Raw genomic sequence first — 15,301 nt, 5'->3', positions numbered from 1 at the left:
GTCTGCCTTCCGGCTAGCTCTCGGCATGGACGTCGAACCTGTCGAAGTAGAAGCCGAACCGGCTGCGCAGCTCGTCGGCTGTGACGCCGAAATGCCGACGCAGGTCATAGTGGATGCGGCCATGCTTGCCGCGCGGATTGCCGTCCAGATATTTCTGGAAGCGCGTCCGCACCTTCGGCGTCAGTTCGACACCGCCGCATTGGTAAAGCCGTTCGAGCACCGGCATTTCGTTGCCGTTCAGCTGGTGGAAGCTGACGTCGATGCTGCGTTCGGGCGGGAGGAGATCGCGGTCTCGCACGCACGCGGCGAGCAGTCGGTGCACCCGGTCGCTCCAATAGTCCAGCAGCCAGCCCGGCTCGATGCTGGTGCGGCGCAGCCGATCGGAGTAAGCCATCATCGTGATCGCCGACTGGATGACCGCGACGGGGTCGCGGTGGGTGAAAGCTACTGTGGCGTCGGAAACGTCGCCAGGAGCGGGCCGAGCTGTTCACAGTGCTGCGGGCTTTTCAGGACCCAGGTCCGCGGACCGCGCAGGAAGGTCAACGCCTGCAGCACCTTTCTCAGGTATGCGTAGTGCCGGGTTTGGTCCAGGCTGAGGTAGTAGTCGCGCCAAGCGGGCACGCGCGCATGCCATTCCAGGACGTAGGCGGCCAAGTCGAGGTCGAGTAGTTCGACCTCTTCCTCGATCGCCTCGGGGAATCGGTCGTGCATGGCGGCGACCACCGGGGCGCTGGCCATCAGCGCATCGTGTTCGGATTTGGCGCGCGTGTAGCGGGGGTCGACCCCGAAGATGTCGGGGCCCTGCCCGGGGGCGGGAATGGGTTCCTGACTCTCCCAGTACGGTAGGGCCCGCCGGCGGGGGTCGGCGGCAATGAGATTCACCAGATGGGTGGTGCCCGAGCGGGGCATCCCCACGACAATGAACGGGCGCTCGATCGGGATGGTCTCGATCTCGGGATACCTCTTGAGGAGCTCGGTCAGGGACAACCTGTTGCGCAGCAACCGTACGACGCGTTGCCGCAACGACGATCGCGCGAGCTGACGCAGACCGTCGTCGGCTTCGATCGCTCCGACGTGCGCGGCGAGCCGATCGCCGAAGCCGTCGACGTCGTCGAGGTCATCGATCCCCGCCTGCTCGACCGCCTCCGCGAGCATCTGGTCGATATCGAAGTCGACGAGTTTGGATTCGGTGAAGGCCAGGATCTGGCGTTGGACGTCGGTCAGCTTGGGCGCGGTCAGGTCGCCGAAGTCGATCTCGTCAACGGCAGAGCCCACCGGATCCTCTTTTCGACGTGTCGTCGTGAGAAATATGACACAGACGCTAGACGTCGATCTGTCGTGGTCCTACAGGTTCGCCAAGTCGTCGGGCACGTCGACCTTGTGTTCCTGCAGCGCCTCAAGGGGCACCACTTCGAGGGTGCGCTCGTGCGTGGAGGCCAGGACCACGGGTGCGGCGCAGCCGTCCTGGTGCGCCCGAAGCCAGTTCAGTGCCGTGACGCACCAGCGATCACCGGGCAGCAGGCCGGGGAACCGGTATTCGGGAACCGGTGTCAGAAGGTCATTGCCGATGGAACGCTGGTGCTCGAGGAACTCAGCGGTCATGACCGCACAGATCGTGTGCCGGCCGAGGTCCTCGGGTCCGGTGGAGCAACAGCCGTCTCGGTAATATCCGGTCACGGGTTCTGCGCCGCACGGTTCGAGCGGACCGCCTAACACGTTTCGATCGGGCACGGATTCAGTATCGCCCTCTCGGGGGTGAAGTTTGAAGTAACTTTGCCATCTCCATCGAGGCAAATTTGTCCGGCTGCAGTGCGGGCGCTGTCGCGCCATCCGGTAGGTGGCCGGCCGGCCGACGTTGGGTGGGTGACGAGCCGATAACAATTCCCACGTCAAGCTGGCGCGACGCGCTGAGCAAATCCCGGGGAAATCGCCGGGAAAATTTATCGTCACATCGTGCACCGAAGAACGGCCCTCAAGCTGCCACTTTTGCTGGCAGCCGGCACCGCGCTGGCGCGAGCGCCACGCGCCTCCGCGGAGGAAGCGGGCCGATGGCCCGCCGACCGCGCCAACCGCTGGTATCAGGCGCAAGGCTTCCTCGTCGGATCGAACTACATCACCTCAAACGCCATCAACCAGCTCGAGATGTTTCAGCCGGACACCTTCGACCCTCGGCGCATCGACGCCGAGCTCGGCTGGGCCAGGTTCTACGGGCACAACACGGCCCGGGTCTTCCTCCATGATCAGCTGTGGGCGCAGGACCAGCGTGGCTTCCAAACGCGGCTGGCACAGTTCGTCAACATCGCCGCGCGCCATCGCATCAAACCGCTGTTCGTCTTCTTCGACTCATGCTGGGATCCGGCACCCAGGGCGGGGCGCCAACGCGCACCGAGGCCGGGCGTGCACAACTCGGGGTGGGTGCAGAGCCCGGGCGCCGAACGGCTCGGCGACCCCCGCTACGCCGGCGTCATGCACGACTACGTCACCGCAGTATTGACCCAGTTCCGCAGCGACGAGCGGATTCTCGGTTGGGATTTGTGGAACGAGCCGGACAACCCCGCGCGGCAGTATAAGAACGTCGAGCGCAGCGACAAGGATCAGTTGGTCGCCAACCTGCTCCCCCAGGTGTTCCGCTGGGCGCGCGCGGTCGATCCGAGTCAGCCACTCACGAGCGGCGTGTGGCGCGGCGATTGGGGACAACCCCAGGGGCGCAGCGCGATCAGCGATATCCAACTCGCCAACGCCGATGTGATCACGTTCCATTCCTACGCGGACCCCGCGGGCTTCGAGTCCCGGATCGGCGAGCTTGCCCCGCTGGGAAGGCCGATCCTCTGCACGGAGTACATGGCCCGGCCGCGGGGCAGCACCGTGGAGGGAATCCTGCCGGTGGCCAAGCGCCACAACGTCGGAGCGATCAACTGGGGTCTGGTCGCCGGAAAAACCCAGACCTACTTTCCCTGGGAATCGTGGGACCACCCGTACACCACGATCCCGAAAGTCTGGTTCCACGACCTGCTCCGGCCCGACGGCCGGCCCTTCCAGGACATCGAAGCGCTCACCACCCGGAAGCTGGCCGGGAGCCAGGCCTGAGCCAGCCGCGTGGCTCAAGGAAGCGGCAGAAGTGAGCAACCAAAAAGCTTCATAAACAAGGCCTTAGGGAGCCGCGAAGTCACCCACCGCGGTCATTTTGTGGCCGTCCGAGGCGGTGGCGAAGCCAGCGGCGGTGAAAGCGCAGTTCACGATGAGCCCCCGGTGGGGAGGGCTTTGCATCCATGAGTCGAGGGCCTGGGTGGGATTCGCGGCTGATCCGGTGCCCCAGTAGACGATCTCACCGGTGGCATGGGTCCTGACATAGCCCGCTTCTGCGATGCGCGTCTGAGGCGAAGAGCCGTCCGAACCGATATGGCCGCTCAGGCCGGTGTGCAGCAAATCGTCGGCGTGCCACTGCGCCGCCAGCCGCAGAAGGGGGTCGTCCGTGAGTGGTCCGCATGGCTGACGAAGCCCGTTGACGCCGTTGTACAGTACCGCAGCGAAATCGTCTGCGCGCGCGACAGATTCGGCAATTGTGCCGGGCGCCGTGAGGACACAACAACACGAGAAGATGGCGACGATCTCGACTTTCTTCGTCATGTGGACCTCTTGCCGCGCGCATTGCAGTTGTCCGTGAAATGAATGCTATCCACGTTCGACCGAGATTGGCCAACAAAATCGACTCCGAAACTGCGATTGGTGGCGGCTCTTCGCCACGCCCGTTCCGGCCGCGTGACCTAGCTATGGCCTGATCGCTGTTGCGCCGTACTCAGCCACAAACTTGGCCGACCTGTCCGTGATTAGGGCTCGCCTCGCACGCCCGTCTCTCGTATTTCCAGAAATCACGAACTCTGTCGACGCAAGCCTGGTGGGCGGCGGGATCGGTGATGCCGGCACAGGGATCGCCGGTGTGTGCTTGCGCTGGTGGAATGCCGAGGGTCAGTGCTACGGCTGCTGCCGCTGACACGCCCGCTATCGCCTTCCGCATCAGCTCTTCCTTCAATCTTCTGCGCTCTTTACCAAAACTACGGCCGACTGCCGGCCCCAGCTAGTGCCAAAAGCCCCCGCGCAGTGGCCGATGGTCCGTTCAGTTGCTGACGAGGATGCCGCTGGACGCGGCTACGGCGTGGCCCCCTGCGCCGGGTGCAATTCAGCGAGGTGATCGAGCGTACGCAGCGTCAGGAGAAGACGGCGAAGCCGACCTTTGGCTGGCCTCATGCCCGGGAAGCTTTGGCGGTGGCGGAGGGATTTGAACCCTCGGACGGTGTTAGCCGTCACACGCTTTCGAGGCGTGCTCCTTAGGCCGCTCGGACACGCCACCGCCGAGCAGCTTACCGAACCGTGGGCCCCTCACCCCAATCGCTGGCGGGCGAAGAACTCCTCCAGCGGAGCGGCGCACTCTTCGGCGAGCACGCCGCCGCGCACTTCCGGGCGGTGGTTGAGCCGCCGATCGCGGACCACATCCCACAGCGATCCGACCGCCCCGGTCTTCGGTTCCCACGCGCCGAACACCAGCCGGCCGACGCGGGCCAGGACCAGCGCGCCGGCGCACATGGTGCAGGGTTCGACGGTGACCGCGAGCGTTGCGCCCTCCAGCCGCCAGCCATCGCCCAGCACGCCGGCCGCCGCCCGCAGGGCCAGGATCTCGGCGTGTGCGGTGGGATCGCCCAGGGCTTCGCGGGCATTGACCGCGCGCGCCAGTTCGGTTCCGTCGGCCCCGACGACCACCGCGCCGATCGGCACATCGCGGGGGCCCGCCGTCGCGGCGACCGACAACGCGGTGCGGATCAGGTCTTCGTCGGCGATCACCGAGCGGGTCTGATGGCGGCGACCCGCATCGCCCGGCTCGGTCATCCGTGGCGACCCGCTGCGCCCGGCTCCACCGCGCTTGCGATCGCTACGGCCGCGCTCGCGATCACCGACCGATGCGGTCGATCACGGCCGACAGCTGGTCAGCGAAGCCCATCTCCCGGGCGATACGGCCGAGCTGCTCGTCCGCGTACAGGTCGGCCTCGTCGAGGATGACGCCCAACACCGCCTCGGGCAGCCCGATATCGGAGAGCAATCCGAGGTCGCCCTCCTCGAACGGGTCGGAATCCTCCAGATCCTCGGGATCGATGTCGGCGTCCAGCTTGTCCAGCACCTCGGCAGCGATGTCGTAGTCCAGCGCGGCGGTGGCATCCGAGAGCAGCAGCCGGGTCCCCGACGGCGCGGGGCGCACGATCACGAAGAACTCGTCATCCACGTCGAGCAGCCCGAACACGGCGCCGGCGCTGCGCAATTCCCGCAGCTCGGTCTCGGCGGCCTTGAGGCTCATCAGCGATTTACGGGCCATCGGGGAACACCGCCACTGACCCTCTTCGCGCACGACCGCCACGCCGAAACCGTCCGGAGTATCGGCGGACAGGCCTGGGGCTGGGGCCCGTTGTGCTCCCATGGCCGCTTACGGTAGTCGCAGACCAGGCCCCCTGACCAGATTGAAGCGAAACCGCCGCAGCATCTTGACGCACCCCGGCCGCCGGATTGTGCCAACCTAGGTCTGTGGCTAGCCCTGTTTCTCAAACACCGGTGTGTGTGCTCGGGCTAGGGCTGATCGGGGGTTCGATAATGCGGGCCGCCAGGGCGGCAGGCCGGGAAGTGTTCGGCTACAACCGGTCGGTGGAGGGCGCGCAGGGAGCCGCCGCCGACGGTTTCGACGCGACCACCGACCTGACGGCGACGCTGAGCCGTGCCGCCGACACCGGCGCGCTGATCGTCCTGGCGGTGCCCATGCCGGCGTTGGCCGGCATGCTAGCCCACATCGCCGAACTGGCCCCGGCATGCCCGTTGACCGACGTGACCAGCGTCAAGCGTGCGGTGCTGAACGAAGTCGTCGCGGCCGGCCTGCAGGAACGTTTCGTCGGCGGTCACCCGATGGCCGGCACCGCCCATTCGGGCTGGGCCGCCGGCCACCCGGGCCTGTTCACCGCGGCCCCGTGGGTGATCAGCGTGGACGACCACGTCGACCCGGTGGTGTGGTCGATGGTGATGACGCTGGCCCTCGAGTGCGGCGCGGTGGTAGTGCCGGCCAAGTCCGATGAGCACGACGCCGCGGCGGCCGTGATCTCGCACCTACCACACCTGCTGGCCGAGGCGCTGGCGGTCATCGCCGGGGAAGTGCCGCTGGCCTTTGCGCTGGCCGCCGGATCGTTCCGGGACGGGACGCGGGTCGCCGCCACCGCCCCGGACCTGGTGCGGGCGATGTGTGAGGGCAACTCCGACCAGCTGCTGCCGGCGGCCGACCGCGTGATCGAGTTGCTGAGCCGGGCCCGCGAGTCGCTGGTCGCGAACAATTCGGTGGCCGAACTCGTCGAGGCCGGCCACGCTGCCCGCACGCGTTACGACAGCTTCCCGCGTTCCGACATCTTCCACGTCGTCATCGGCGACGAAAACTGGCGCGAGGAGTTGGCCGCCGCCGGCCGGGCGGGCGGGGTGATCAGATCCGCTCTGCCAAGCCTGGATAGTCGACGATGAATCCCTCGTCGTCGACGCTCACGACGGTGTCGGCGACCGGGGAGTGCAGCTTGATGCCGTCGTGGCCGCCCGTGCTGGTGTAGCTCACAAGGTCCGCAGTGATGGCCATGTCGGGCAGGTTGATGTAGACCACCGGCAACGTGACCGAGTCCGCCCGCTCGTGTAGGCCGAGCCGGCGGATGGGCAACGCGTTGAAGAACGGGCTGAACACCACGTCGCAGTCGAGCGCGCCGTTGTACGCCGCCCGGCGCTCGCCCTGATGGTCGGTGACCAGCCACATGTTCTCTTCGTCACGCGCGATGGACAACACCCGTTCCCGTTCGGCAAGCGTGACCGTCATCCCCAGCCGCTTGGTGGCGCCAGTCTCGTCGGTCTGCAGGTCGTAGTACGCACCGAACGCCGGGTTGCTCGCGGTGGCGGCGGCCACAATTCGCCCGTTGGCCCGGATCCTCTTGCCGGACACCTGGATTCGTACCGATTCCATCCGGGAGACGTCCTGGGCACGCCAGGTCAGCATTTCCTGCCACACGCGCCGGGCGGAATCCGAAGGATCTGCGTTCACTCACCTACCGTAAAGCGTGCGCGCGAACCGCGGCAGCCCTGTCCGGTAAGTGTGGCGAAGTCGTCCGGTGCCCGGCACCGACGCCCACACCACCATTGCAAGCAGCCCGTCCAGCGCCAGCGCCAACGCGGCCACCATCAACGCGCCGACCAGGGCCAGGTGGAACTCGCGCTCTTTGATTCCGTCGATCAGGTATCGGCCCAGCCCGCCGAGGCTCGCGTAAGCCGCCACCGTGGCGGTGGCGACCACCTGCAGCGTCGCGCTGCGCAAGCCGCCCAGGATCAACGGCAGCGCGTTGCGCGCCTCCACCCACAGCACCTGCGCCTCCGTCATGCCCATCGCCCGGGCGGAGTCGACCACGGTCGGCTCGACGCTGGCGATCCCGGCATAGGTGCCGGCCAGCAGCGCCGGGACACCCAGCAGCATCAGGGCGACCAGCGGGGGCCCCATGCCCAGCCCGAACAGCAGCGTCCCGAGCAGCAGCACGCCCAGCGTCGGCAGCGCGCGCAACCCGTTGACCGCGCCCACCACCAGCAAGGTGCCACGTCCGGTGTGCCCGATGATGAGCCCGGCGGGAACGGCGATCAGGGCCGAGGCGCCCACCGCGATGGCCGTGTACTCGAGATGCTCCAGGACGCGCGCCGCGAGCCCGACCGGGCCGGTCCAGTTGTCGGCGGTGAAGAGGTAGGCGATGGCCCCCTGCACGAAGTTCATCGCGCGCCACCCACGATCGGGGCTACCACCGACCGTCGACGCGGCGCGCGCCCGGCGCGTTCCCACGGCGTGACCAGCCGACCTGCCACCAGGATCACCGCGTCGATGACGACAGCCAGCATGAAGAGCGCGACGATGCCGGCGAAGATCTGGTCGCTCTTGTTTGTCTGATAGCCCTCGGTGAACCAGGTGCCCAGGCCGCCGATGCCGATCACCGAACCGACCGAGACCATCGCGATGTTGGTGACGACCACCACCCGCAACCCGGCAACCAGGACCGGAATGGCGAGCGGCAGTTCGACTTTCAGCATGCGGGTGATCGGCGGGTAGCCGACGGCGGTGGCGGCGTCGCGCACCTGGGCCGGCACCGCGTCCAGCGCCTCGAGCACCGCCCGCACCAACAGGGCCGCGGTGTAGGCCGTCAGGGCGACCATGACGTTGGCCTCGTCGAGGATGCGGGTACCGATGACCATCGGCAGGACCACGAACAGCGCCAGCGACGGGATGGTGAACACGACACTCGCCGTCGCCGTGGTCAGCCGGCGGGCGACCGGCGCGCGTTGCACCGCCGCGCCCAGCGGGACGGCGAGGACCAACCCGATCAGCACCGGCACCAACGACAGCCGGAGATGGACGACGGTCAGCGCCCAGGCGTCGTCGAGGTGGGTGAACAGGTAGTGCATCCGTCACTCCGACCGTCTGGATTCCACCGCGGCCAACACGTCGCCGGCGAGCACACCGCCGATGACTTTGCCGCCGTCGTCGACGGCGATGCCCACTCCCGACGGCGACGACAGCGCCGCGTCCAGCGCCTGGCTGAGGTTCCCGCGGGGACGGAACAACGAGCCGACGCCACTCATGCTGTCCGACAAGGACGCACCCGCGCGATGCCGGCGCAGGCCTTCGGAATCGATCCACCCCATCGGCGCGCCCGTGCCGTCCACGACGACCGCCCAGCCGTCGGCGGGGCCGGTCTCGGAGAGGCCGTCCGCCGGGATGCGCTCGACGTCGTGCAGCGGCAGGCCGGCGGCGTCGATGAGTTGCAACCATCGATAGCCGCGGCCGAGACCGATGAACCTCGAGACGAAATCGCTGGCCGGTCGCGACAGCAGCCGCGCGGGTTCGTCGTACTGCTGCAAGGCGCCGGCCCGGAAGACCGCAACCTTGTCCGCGAGTTTGAGCGCCTCGTCGATGTCATGGGTGACGAACACGATCGTCTTGTGCAATTCGCTTTGCAGACGCAGGATTTCGTTCTGCAGGTCAAGCCGTACCACCGGGTCGACGGCCGAGAACGGCTCGTCCATCAACAAGATGGGCGGGTCGGCGGCCAGGGCGCGCGCCACGCCGACGCGTTGTTGCTCGCCGCCGGACAGCTGCGCGGGGTAGCGGGTGGCCAGCTTGGCATCCAGGCCCACGCGTTCGAGCACCCCGTAGGCAGCGGTGCGGGCGGCCCGGCGGGACTGCCCCTTCAGCACCGGAACCGTTGCGACGTTGTCGATCACCCGCAGGTGCGGCATCAGGCCGGCATGCTGGATGACGTAGCCGATCCCCAGGCGCAGCCGCACCGGGTCCAGGGTGGACACGTCCACCCCGTCGACGGTGATGGTGCCGGACGTGGGCTCGATCATGCGATTGACCATCCGCAGCGCCGTGGTCTTCCCGCTGCCCGACGAACCGACGAATACGGTCAACTTCCCGTTCGGGATCACCAGGCTCAACCGGTCCACCGCGGTCGTGCCGTCGGCGAAGGCCTTGTTGACTTTATCGAAGACGATCATGGGCCGACGGGGTGGTTGAAGCCGTTGTCGCGCAACCAGTTCCGGGCGGCCTGGTCGGGATCAATGCCGGAGTTTCCCGTCACCGCGGCGTTGAGTCCGGCCACCCCGGCGGTGGTCAACTTCGCGGACACGGCGTCCAGCACCTCCTTGAGCCGGTCCGACTTCTTCTGCGAATTGACCAGGGGCACGATGTTGCCGGCCAGAAAGTTATGCTCCGGATCTTCGAGCACGACCAAGTGGTTCTGGGGAATGGCGGGCGAGGTGGTGAAAACGTTTGCGGCGTTGACTCTTCCCTCCACCAGGGCGCGCACCGTCACCGCGCCGCCGCCGTCGTTGATGGCGACGAAGTTGCCCGGCCTGATGTCGAGCCCGTACTTCTGCCGCAGCCCGGGCAGGCCGGCCGGCCGGTTCGCGAACGCCGAGGGCGCCCCGAACCTCACGTCCGCCGAATGCTCCGCCAGGTCGGTGATTGTCTTCAGCCTCCACGAATTAGCGGTCGCTCCGGTCACCGTCACGGTGTCGGTATCGGTGGCCGGCGAGGGCATCAGGACCGCCAGGTCGCGGGGCATCCGCCGGTCGAGCTCCGCTTCGACAGCGTCGAGCATGGTGACCGTCGACTCGGGTGCGAAGTAGAGCAGCAGGTTGCCGATGTACTCCGGCACCAGGTCGATGGAGTGGTCTTTGAGCGCGGGGATATAGGTCTCCCGGCTGCCGATCCCCATCCGTCGGCCCACCTCGAACCCGTTGGCCTGCAATGCTTGTGCATATATCTCGGCGATGATCTGTGATTCGGGGAAGTCGCCGGACCCCACGACGATGGATTTGGGGCTGCGGACCTGGGCGCCCAGCGGGTCGGAGCTGCTGCACCCCGCGAGAACACCGATCGCCGTGAGGCACACGGCCGCTTGGATGATCGCGCGGTGCGCGCGCGACGACATCCCCATACCGCCGACACTAACGTCAGAGTCGCGCGCGCGCCGGAACCGAACGCGCCGGTTGCCCGGTTTGGTTTCATTCTGTGCCGGATGGGACAAAGATGACCCTATGAGCAGCCATCCCCCTGCCTCGCCCAGCCAGCCGCCCCCCAAGCCCGCCGCGGCGCCCAAGACGGGCGCGGCGCCCAAGGAACCGGCCATCGGGTTCACCCGCGCCGGTGCGCTGTGGTCGTCCCTGATCGCCGGCTTCCTGATCCTGATTCTGCTGCTGATCTTCATCACCCAGAACACGGCGGAGACGCCCTTTACGTTCTTGGGCTGGCACTGGCGCCTGCCGCTGGGCGTGGCCATTCTGCTGGCTGCGGTGGTCGGCGGCCTGATCACGGTGGCCGTCGGGACCGCGCGGATCCTGCAACTGCGCCGCGCGGCCAAGAAGCATCACGCAGCGCCGCGCTAGGGGCTAACCGGGGAGCTTGCCCAGCTCGGCCAGCCCTCGGGAGATCAGCGGGGCCACGACCTCCGGCATGTGGTCGGAGTCCATCCCGCGAGCCTGGTCCGACATCCGCCGGCGGAAGTCGATGCCGGCGGCGATGATGGCCAGCTTGAAGTAGGCCAGCGCCATGTAGAACTCCCAATGCGCCAACGGCAAGCCGGCGACGAGCGAATACCGGTCGGCCAGTTCGTCGGCCGTCGGCAACAGCGGTGACGTCCAGGCGGCCTGCGCGTTGACGATCAAGTCCAGCGCGGGGTCGCGGTACACGCACATCAGGGCCGCGTCGGACAGCGGGTCCCCGAGGGTGGACAGCTCCCAGTCGACGACGGCGCGCACCTTCGTCGGGTCGTCGGCGTCCAGGATGGTGTTGTCGATCCGGTAGTCGCCGTGCACGATCGACGTGCGGCTCTGCTGGGGAATGGCCTCCTGCAGACCTGAATGCAGGCGCTCGACGTCGGCGTCGCGGCGGTCGTCGGGCAGCCGCACCAACGCCCACTGCGAACCCCACCGCCGCACCTGCCGCTCCAGGTAACCGCTGGGCTTGCCGAAATCGGCCAGGCCCACGGCCCCGGGGTCGACGTTGTGCAGGTCGACGAGGACCCGGATCAGCGAGTCGACGCAGCCCTCGATGACCGTGTGGCTGAAGGCTTCGAGCTGGGCGCGACGGCGCACCACCTGGCCGGCGACGAATTCGACGATCTGGAACGGCGCGCCCAGCACCGAGTCGTCCTCGCACAGCGCGATCGCGCGCGCCACCGGAACGGGCGTGTCCCGCAGCGCGGCGACCACCCGGTACTCGCGGGCCATGTCGTGCGCCGACGGGGTCAGGCCGTGCAGCGGCGGGCGCCGCACCAGCCAGCTCGTCGCGTCGTCGTAGACGCGGAACGTCAGGTTGGAACGGCCACCGGAGATGAAGTCCGCGCGCAGCTCACCGTCGCGTCCGATGCCGAGTGAACGCAGGTACCCATCCAGCGAGGCCAGGTCGAGGCCCTCGAGTTGGTCAGCTGAAGTCACCGGACTTGTCTACCACCTCTGATTTCGCGGCAGCAGGTCCCACACGTGCTCGACTCCGTTGACGCCCGCCACGGTCGCCTGACCAGATCGCGAGAACAGCAACCGGGTGACCGACGCGTAGTCGACGGGAAACGACAACAGCCGGGACGTCCCCAGAATCTGGTGCAGCAGGACATTGATCACGCCGCCGTGGCTGAACACGGCGACGGTGTCGTCGGGATCGACGGAGGCGACGAGGTCGTCGACCGCCGCGCGCACCCGGGCGAGAAACGCGTCCTCGTCGACGGCGCTGGGCAGGTGGCCCTGGGCCAGACGCGCCCACTCCTCGGGCATTTCCTCGCGGATCTGCTCGACCGGGATGTAGAGCGGAAGGTCGCGGTCGTATTCCGCGAATCGGTCGTCGATCTCGACGGTGAGCTCCCGCGCCGCCGCGACCGGTTCGGCGGTCTGGATGGCGCGCCGCTGGGGGCTGCTCACCACCCGGGAGATGGGAAACCGGTCCAGCGCCTTGGGAAGTCGCTCGATCTGTGCCAAGCCCTCGTCCGACAGGTCCGGGTCGGAGCCCTCGCCGTGTTCGCTGCGCAGCGGCAGCGCGTGCCGGACCAGAAGCAATTGCATGGGTTTTGTTCCTGTCTGTGGACGAGCGCGACGTGTTCATTCAAAGCATGCGGACCGGCCCACGCAAAATGGGGCTCAGAAGAAGCCGACCGCGAGGAGGACGAATGGCCGAGCCGAGCAGGGATTGGGACGTCGCGTACCGGCAGGAGACTCCGCCGCCGTGGAGCATAGGCCGGCCGCAGCCCGAGCTGGCGGCGCTGGTCGACGCAGGCAATGTCCGCAGTGATGTGCTGGACGCCGGCTGCGGCCATGCCGCGCTCGCGCTCGCGCTCGCCGCACGGGGGCACACCGTGGTGGGCCTGGACAGCAGCGCGACCGCGATCCAGGCGGCCGCCATGGCGGCCGCGGAACAAGGACTGACCACGGCGACTTTCGCGCAGGCCGACGTCACAAACTTCCACGGCTATGACGGCCGCTTCTCCACGATCATGGACAGCGGGCTGTTCCACTCGCTGCCGCCCGAGAAGCAACAGAACTATTTGCAGTCGATCTTCCGGGCGGCCGCCCCGGGGGCGGCGCTGTACATCCTGGCCTTCGCCGCCGGCGCCCTGGGCGACGGCGATCAAGGGCCACGCGGCTGCACCGAAACCGAGTTGCGCGACGCCGTCTCGACGCTCTGGCGGGTCGACGATCTGCGCGCGGCCAAGGTCTATGGCAACGCGGGCCCGTCTTCCGACGGGCCGCTGGCACACCTGGAACGCGACGACGAAGGACACTTCATGGCGCCCGGGTTTCTGCTCACCGCGCACAAGCCGGCCTGAGCCGAACGCCCCACCCGGGGCGCGGAGAATGCTATTCTCCGCACAGAGAGCGGGGTGTGCGGATGACGACGGTGGGTCAGGCTCGACTGGACGCGGGTGTGCTTGCCCGCTGGCTGGATGCGAACGGTGCGCCGGGCGACGGTGAGGAGCCGCGGCTGGAGCCGCTGAAGGGCGGTTCGCAGAACACGCTCTATCTACTCGACCGCGGCGGCGAGCGGATGGTGCTGCGGATGCCCGGCGTCCGAGCCGATGCGGCGCGCATCGACGGCTTGCTGCGCGAGATCCGGCTGGTGCGTGCTTTGTCCGGCACCGACGTCCCGCACGCGGCGCTGATCGCCGCCGACGACACCGGCGCGGTGCTCGGCATGCCGTTCTACGTCATGCAGGCCATCGACGGGTGGAGCCCGATGGACGGCGGGTGGCAACCACCGTTCGACACCGACCTGAACGCCCGGCGCGGGCTGGCCTTCCAGCTCGTCGAGGGCGCGGCGAAGCTGGGGCGGGTGGACTGGCGGGCTCAAGGCCTCGACGGCTTCGGCCGCCCGGACGGATTTCACGAGCGGCAGGTCGACCGCTGGCTGTCCTTCCTCGACGCCTACAAGGTGCGCGACCTGCCCGGCCTCGACGAGGCCTCCGAGTGGCTGCGCAACAATCGGCCCGCGCATTACCAACCGGGCATCATGCACGGCGACTACCAATTCGCCAACGTGATGTTCGCTCACGGCGAGCCGGCGCGGCTGGCCGCGATCGTGGACTGGGAGATGACGACGGTCGGCGACCCGCTCTTGGACCTGGCCTGGTGCCTGCTGGGCTACGACGGCGAGGAGCCGCGCGCCGACGGGTTCTATCTGGACATGGCCGGCATGCCCACCCGCAGCGAACTGCTGCGGCACTACGAGGCGGTCAGCGGCCTGTCCACCGAAAACATCGACTACTACCTGGTGCTGGCCAATTGGAAGCTCGGCATCGTGCTGGAAAAGACCTACGCTGCGGGGGTGAAGTCCGGGAAGGTCGACCCCAAGATCCAGGATGCGTTCGGGATCATGATCCCGCAGCTCATCGCCACCGCGGCCGAGCTCGCCCGATCGCTGCCCACGGGACGCTGAAATGGGTTATGCGGACCGGCTTTTCGATCTGACCGACCGGGTCGTGCTGATCACCGGCGGCAGTCGGGGACTGGGGCGCGAGATGGCGTTCGCCGCCGCGCGCTGCGGCGCCGACGTGGTGATCGCCAGCCGCAACATGGACAACTGCGTGAGCACGGCCAAAGAAATCGAGGCCGAAAGCGGGCGCTCCGCCATGCCGTATCAGGTGCACGTCGGGCGCTGGGATCAGCTCGACGGATTGGTCGACGCGACCTACGAGCGGTTCGGCAAGGTGGACACGCTGATCAACAACGCCGGCATGTCCCCGCTATACGACAAGCTGACGGACGTCACCGAGAAACTTTTCGACGCGGTTGTCAACCTCAACCTCAAGGGGCCGTTCCGGTTGTCGGCGTTGGTGGGTGAGCGGATGGTGGCGGCCGGCCGCGGGTCCATCATCAACGTCAGCACCGCCGGGTCGCTGCGCCCCACGCCCGACATCATTCCCTACGCCGCCGCCAAGGCCGGCCTCAATGCCATGACCGAGGCGCTGGCGAAGGCGTTCGGCCCGTCGGTGCGCGTCAACACGCTGATGGCCGGCCCATTCCTGACCGACGTGAGCAAGGCGTGGAACCTAGAGGCGGCCCACGGCAAGCCGTTCGGACACCTGGCGCTGCAGCGCGCCGGAGACCCAGCCGAAATTGTCGGGGCCGCACTGTTTCTGGCGTCGGACGCCTCCAGTTTCACCACCGGTTCGATCCTGCGCGCCGACGGTGGAATTCCCTAACGCGGCGAACGAGT

Annotated in this window: 16 protein-coding genes, 1 tRNA gene and 2 pseudogenes; 6 read left to right on the top strand and 13 right to left on the bottom strand. The window is 67.8% G+C overall.

Annotation, left to right across the window (positions count from 1 at the left end; translation table 11 throughout):
- Positions 1 to 13: 13 nt before the first annotated feature.
- A pseudogene (locus A5678_RS01960) lies at positions 14 to 1,275 on the bottom strand (sulfotransferase).
- Between the two features lie 69 nt (positions 1,276 to 1,344).
- On the bottom strand, positions 1,345 to 1,731 hold the full coding sequence (locus A5678_RS01955; RefSeq protein WP_068037638.1) for a DUF2237 family protein: 387 nt from the start codon (positions 1,729 to 1,731) through the stop codon (positions 1,345 to 1,347).
- Positions 1,732 to 1,953: 222 nt separating this feature from the next.
- Here A5678_RS01955 and A5678_RS01950 point away from each other — a divergent pair, with 222 nt between their 5' ends.
- Complete coding sequence (locus tag A5678_RS01950) at positions 1,954 to 3,087, top strand: 1,4-beta-xylanase (RefSeq protein ID WP_068037635.1); 1,134 nt, start codon at positions 1,954 to 1,956, stop codon at positions 3,085 to 3,087.
- A gap of 63 nt (positions 3,088 to 3,150) precedes the next feature.
- Here the strand turns inward: A5678_RS01950 and A5678_RS01945 are convergent, their stop codons facing one another.
- The 4 genes from A5678_RS01945 to A5678_RS01930 all read right to left on the bottom strand — a co-directional run bounded on the left by A5678_RS01945 (position 3,151) and on the right by A5678_RS01930 (position 5,464).
- A complete protein-coding gene (locus A5678_RS01945) occupies positions 3,151 to 3,627 on the bottom strand; it encodes a CAP domain-containing protein (RefSeq protein ID WP_197502009.1) in 477 nt (158 codons plus the stop codon).
- A 631-nt stretch (positions 3,628 to 4,258) separates the two neighbouring features.
- Positions 4,259 to 4,348: transfer RNA gene (locus A5678_RS01940), tRNA-Ser, on the bottom strand.
- A gap of 29 nt (positions 4,349 to 4,377) precedes the next feature.
- Positions 4,378 to 4,836, bottom strand: a complete 459-nt coding sequence (locus A5678_RS01935; protein WP_068037752.1) for a nucleoside deaminase — start codon at positions 4,834 to 4,836, stop codon at positions 4,378 to 4,380.
- A 106-nt stretch (positions 4,837 to 4,942) separates the two neighbouring features.
- Complete coding sequence (locus A5678_RS01930) at positions 4,943 to 5,464, bottom strand: tRNA adenosine deaminase-associated protein (protein ID WP_068037633.1); 522 nt, start codon at positions 5,462 to 5,464, stop codon at positions 4,943 to 4,945.
- Between the two features lie 131 nt (positions 5,465 to 5,595).
- Here A5678_RS01930 and A5678_RS01925 point away from each other — a divergent pair, with 131 nt between their 5' ends.
- On the top strand, positions 5,596 to 6,540 hold the full coding sequence (locus A5678_RS01925) for a prephenate dehydrogenase (RefSeq protein ID WP_082945339.1): 945 nt from the start codon (positions 5,596 to 5,598) through the stop codon (positions 6,538 to 6,540).
- Here the strand turns inward: A5678_RS01925 and A5678_RS01920 are convergent.
- The 5 genes and pseudogenes from A5678_RS01920 to A5678_RS01900 all read right to left on the bottom strand — a co-directional run bounded on the left by A5678_RS01920 (position 6,503) and on the right by A5678_RS01900 (position 10,538).
- Positions 6,503 to 7,057 carry a putative glycolipid-binding domain-containing protein gene (locus A5678_RS01920; RefSeq protein WP_068037749.1) on the bottom strand — a complete coding sequence of 185 codons (555 nt, stop codon included), beginning with the start codon at positions 7,055 to 7,057 and terminating at the stop codon, positions 6,503 to 6,505. The two genes, A5678_RS01925 and A5678_RS01920, sit on opposite strands and share 38 nt — an antisense overlap.
- Before the next feature lie 49 nt (positions 7,058 to 7,106).
- Positions 7,107 to 7,816, bottom strand: a pseudogene (locus A5678_RS01915) (ABC transporter permease).
- Positions 7,813 to 8,499 (bottom strand): ABC transporter permease, encoded by a 687-nt coding sequence (locus tag A5678_RS01910; protein WP_068037625.1) that lies wholly within the window; start codon positions 8,497 to 8,499, stop codon positions 7,813 to 7,815. The pseudogene A5678_RS01915 and the gene A5678_RS01910 overlap by 4 nt, the downstream one beginning before the upstream one ends.
- A gap of 3 nt (positions 8,500 to 8,502) precedes the next feature.
- A complete protein-coding gene (locus A5678_RS01905; protein ID WP_068037622.1) occupies positions 8,503 to 9,594 on the bottom strand; it encodes an ABC transporter ATP-binding protein in 1,092 nt (363 codons plus the stop codon).
- On the bottom strand, positions 9,591 to 10,538 hold the full coding sequence (locus tag A5678_RS01900) for an ABC transporter substrate-binding protein (RefSeq protein ID WP_068037620.1): 948 nt from the start codon (positions 10,536 to 10,538) through the stop codon (positions 9,591 to 9,593). Before A5678_RS01900 ends, A5678_RS01905 begins: the two co-directional genes overlap by 4 nt.
- Before the next feature lie 100 nt (positions 10,539 to 10,638).
- Between A5678_RS01900 and A5678_RS01895 the strand changes: the two genes are divergently transcribed.
- Positions 10,639 to 10,986, top strand: coding sequence for a lipopolysaccharide assembly LapA domain-containing protein (locus A5678_RS01895; RefSeq protein WP_068037618.1), 348 nt, complete (start codon positions 10,639 to 10,641; stop codon positions 10,984 to 10,986).
- A 3-nt stretch (positions 10,987 to 10,989) separates the two neighbouring features.
- On the opposite strand, the gene A5678_RS01890 is transcribed toward A5678_RS01895, so the two are convergent.
- Positions 10,990 to 12,036 carry a phosphotransferase family protein gene (locus A5678_RS01890; protein WP_068037616.1) on the bottom strand — a complete coding sequence of 349 codons (1,047 nt, stop codon included), beginning with the start codon at positions 12,034 to 12,036 and terminating at the stop codon, positions 10,990 to 10,992.
- Between the two features lie 9 nt (positions 12,037 to 12,045).
- Positions 12,046 to 12,654: a histidine phosphatase family protein gene (locus tag A5678_RS01885; RefSeq protein WP_068037614.1), complete on the bottom strand. Its 609-nt coding sequence runs from the start codon at positions 12,652 to 12,654 to the stop codon at positions 12,046 to 12,048.
- A 104-nt stretch (positions 12,655 to 12,758) separates the two neighbouring features.
- On the opposite strand from A5678_RS01885, the gene A5678_RS01880 reads away from it, so the two are divergent.
- The 3 genes from A5678_RS01880 (at position 12,759) to A5678_RS01870 (ending at position 15,287) form a co-directional block, all read left to right on the top strand.
- A complete protein-coding gene (locus A5678_RS01880; protein WP_068037611.1) occupies positions 12,759 to 13,415 on the top strand; it encodes a class I SAM-dependent methyltransferase in 657 nt (218 codons plus the stop codon).
- A 62-nt stretch (positions 13,416 to 13,477) separates the two neighbouring features.
- A complete protein-coding gene (locus A5678_RS01875) occupies positions 13,478 to 14,521 on the top strand; it encodes a phosphotransferase family protein (RefSeq protein ID WP_068037607.1) in 1,044 nt (347 codons plus the stop codon).
- A 1-nt stretch (position 14,522) separates the two neighbouring features.
- On the top strand, positions 14,523 to 15,287 hold the full coding sequence (locus tag A5678_RS01870; RefSeq protein ID WP_068037596.1) for an SDR family NAD(P)-dependent oxidoreductase: 765 nt from the start codon (positions 14,523 to 14,525) through the stop codon (positions 15,285 to 15,287).
- Positions 15,288 to 15,301: the final 14 nt, after the last annotated feature.

Source organism: Mycobacterium sp. E2733, assembly GCF_001667585.1.
In the GTDB taxonomy this organism is placed as follows: domain Bacteria; phylum Actinomycetota; class Actinomycetes; order Mycobacteriales; family Mycobacteriaceae; genus Mycobacterium.
This window is presented reverse-complemented; position numbering and strand designations above follow the sequence as displayed.